The sequence below is a fragment of the Dialister sp. genome (genome assembly GCF_036343215.1).
Classification (GTDB): domain Bacteria; phylum Bacillota; class Negativicutes; order Veillonellales; family Dialisteraceae; genus Dialister.
This window is the reverse complement of the sequence record NZ_JAZASU010000153.1, coordinates 1-2,925: the sequence shown is the minus strand read 5'-3', so window position 1 is coordinate 2,925 and position 2,925 is coordinate 1. Positions and strand designations below refer to the sequence as shown.

Genomic DNA, 2,925 nt, shown 5'->3' with positions numbered 1-2,925 from the left:
TCTCCAGGAGAATTGTGTATAAAAATGGCCCGCCATCCAGTTTGATGCGGGCCTCCTGCACTGATTACTATGAACTGATAACTGATAACTTTATCACTTCCGGTATTTCCACATATTGTGTAATTATTGTACAGCCCCTTTGCCTTCTCACCGCTTTGCGGTGTTCCCGGGGGGAGAGCCTTCCCGCTTTATGTAAGAGTCACCTGTCCCTTGCCTGTTTCGTCATTTCCCAATCAATACTTTGCGCCGCTCCTTCCCGACAGTCCCGGCATCCCCGAAATCATCCCGATATTCCCGAAACAGAGGTTATAGCGAAGTCAGTTCGGATATTATATTTTCAGTTATTTTACTGACTGCCCACGGGGCGAAAAAGCGTGCGGAAACCCGTAAAATGTGATATAATAATAAAGCTAAAGTGGTATATATTATAATGTATATAATATAAAACAGCGGCGTATTACCGCTGTATTTTTTTCCAAGGAGTGTACAATGGCTGAAGATATCCATGAAATCCAGGCCCGCCATGAAGAGGAAAATGGCAAGAGCGATTACGGCGCCAAAGATATAAGGGTGCTGGAAGGGCTCGAAGCGGTCCGTCTCCGTCCGGGTATGTACATCGGTTCTACCTCTGCCAGAGGGCTGCACCATCTGGTGTATGAAGTGGTGGATAACAGTATCGATGAAGCATTGGCCGGTTACTGCACTCATATCGAAGTGACTTTGAATGATGACGGAAGCTGTACGGTCACCGATAATGGCCGCGGCATTCCGACGGGTATGCATGAAACGGGAAAACCGGCTATGGAAGTCGTTTTGACGGTCCTCCATGCAGGCGGGAAATTCGGGGGCGACGGTTATCCGATTTCCGGCGGCCTTCATGGCGTCGGTATTTCCGTAGTGAACGCCCTTTCCGAATGGATGGTGGTCAATGTCAGACGCGAAGGCCATTATCATGAAATGAAACTGTCCCGCGGGGAAGTCACCGAATCCATGCGGACTTATGGCAAAACCGATGAAACAGGGACTTCCGTCACCTTCAAGCCGGATATCCGGATTTTCAAGGAAGGAATCGATTTTGATTATGAAACTTTGAAAATCCGCATGCGTGAACTGGCTTTCCTGAATAAGGGCCTCACCATTACCTTGACCGATACGAGAGATGGCGGGACGCATCAGGATGTTTTCCATTATGCCGGCGGCATCGTAGAATTCGTGAAATATTTAAATGAAGGCAAAGATCTCGTCGATCCTTCTGTCATTTCCTTTGAGGGCGAAAAAGACAAAGTCATTGTGGATATCGCCATGCAGTATCAGACGGGTTACAGTGAAAACATGTATACCTTCGTCAATGATATCAATACCGTAGAAGGCGGTATGCATCTGGCCGGATTCCGTACCGCTCTCACACGGGTCATCAATGATTACGGCAGAAAGAGCGGCATTCTGAAGCAGAATGATGAAAATCTTTCCGGCGATGATGTCCGCGAAGGGCTCACCTGCGTCATTTCCGTCAAAGTGCCGAATCCGCAGTTTGAAGGCCAGACGAAGACGAAACTGGGAAATCTGGAAGTCAAAGGTATCGTGGACAATATCGTTTCCGAAGGCCTCCATACCTATATGGAAGAACATCCTGTAGAAGCCAGGGCCGTCGTAGAAAAAGGGATTACCGCCAGCCGGGCGAGAGAAGCAGCCCGCCGGGCCCGCGAACTGACCCGTAGAAAAAATGCCCTCGAAGTATCCAGCCTGCCGGGAAAACTGGCTGACTGCACCGAAAGAGACCCGAAATTCACGGAAATCTACATCGTCGAAGGGGACTCCGCAGGAGGATCTGCAAAATCGGGCCGTGACCGCCGTTACCAGGCCATCCTGCCGCTTCGCGGAAAAATCCTGAATGTAGAAAAAGCAAGACTGGACCGCGTCCTCAATTCCGATGCCATCCGCACCATGATTACCGCTTTTGGTACCGGCGTGGGTGAAGATTTCGATATTTCCAAACTCCGTTACTATAAAATCATCATCATGACCGATGCCGATGTAGATGGCGCCCATATCCGGACCCTTCTTCTCACTTTCTTCTATCGGTACATGAAACCTCTTATCACCGAAGGTCATGTCTATATCGCCCAGCCGCCGCTCTACCAGATCCGTAAAGGACGGCAGAAATACTATACCTACGACGATGATGAACAGAACCGGGTACTGGAAGAAATAGGACGGGACGGCTGTGTCATTCAGCGCTATAAAGGTCTTGGCGAAATGGATCCGGAACAGCTCTGGGATACCACCATGAATCCGGAACAGCGGGTCATGCTGAAAGTCGAATTAACCGATGCCATCGAAGCCGATCACCTTTTCAATGTCCTCATGGGAGACAAAGTAGAACCGAGAAGACAGTTCATAGAAGACCATGCGAAGGAAGTTACCAATCTGGATTTGTGATTTGGAAATAGAAAGCACTCTGTCATTTATGGCAGGGTGCTTTTTTATCGGGGTGCGGGGAGGTGGCGGGCATCAAATTCATGAAGCCCGCCGTTTTGGAATGATGACTGTGGGTGAAAAGGAATTGGGAATCAGGGAATAGGAATTGGAGTAGGTGCGGCGCAAATTCATAAGCGCCGCATTTTTGATTTTGCCTTTGGCGGGCATGTTCGACAGGAAATTTTACTGACGAAAGTGCAGTTCCCCCTCACCCGCTTCGCGGGAGCTCCCCGGGATGAGTTTACCTTCAGGCTCATTTTCGACTTGTACGATCGTACAGCCCCCCAGTCGCCTACGGCGACAGCCCCCCCGAACTTCGGGGGGCCTGTGAGGGGAGCCTTTTCGCGTACTGTTTATGTCAATTCCGATGTGAATGACAGGGGATTAGCCTCATAAGCAGCATGGCACGGATAAGGCTGATTGACGAAAAGCGCCTGGGGTGTAAAT

The 2,925-nt window shown here is 49.7% G+C and carries 1 protein-coding gene; it reads left to right on the top strand.

The window, feature by feature from the left end:
• The first annotated feature begins 489 nt into the window (after positions 1-489).
• Positions 490-2,439, top strand: coding sequence for a DNA topoisomerase (ATP-hydrolyzing) subunit B (gene gyrB, locus VZT47_RS09925; protein ID WP_330224802.1), 1,950 nt, complete (start codon positions 490-492; stop codon positions 2,437-2,439).
• Positions 2,440-2,925: the final 486 nt, after the last annotated feature.

Coding starts and splice junctions, on each gene's coding strand:
- gyrB (WP_330224802.1), top strand. CDS start 490: ATGGCTGAAGATATCCATGAAATCCAGGCCCGCCATGAAGAGGAAAAT.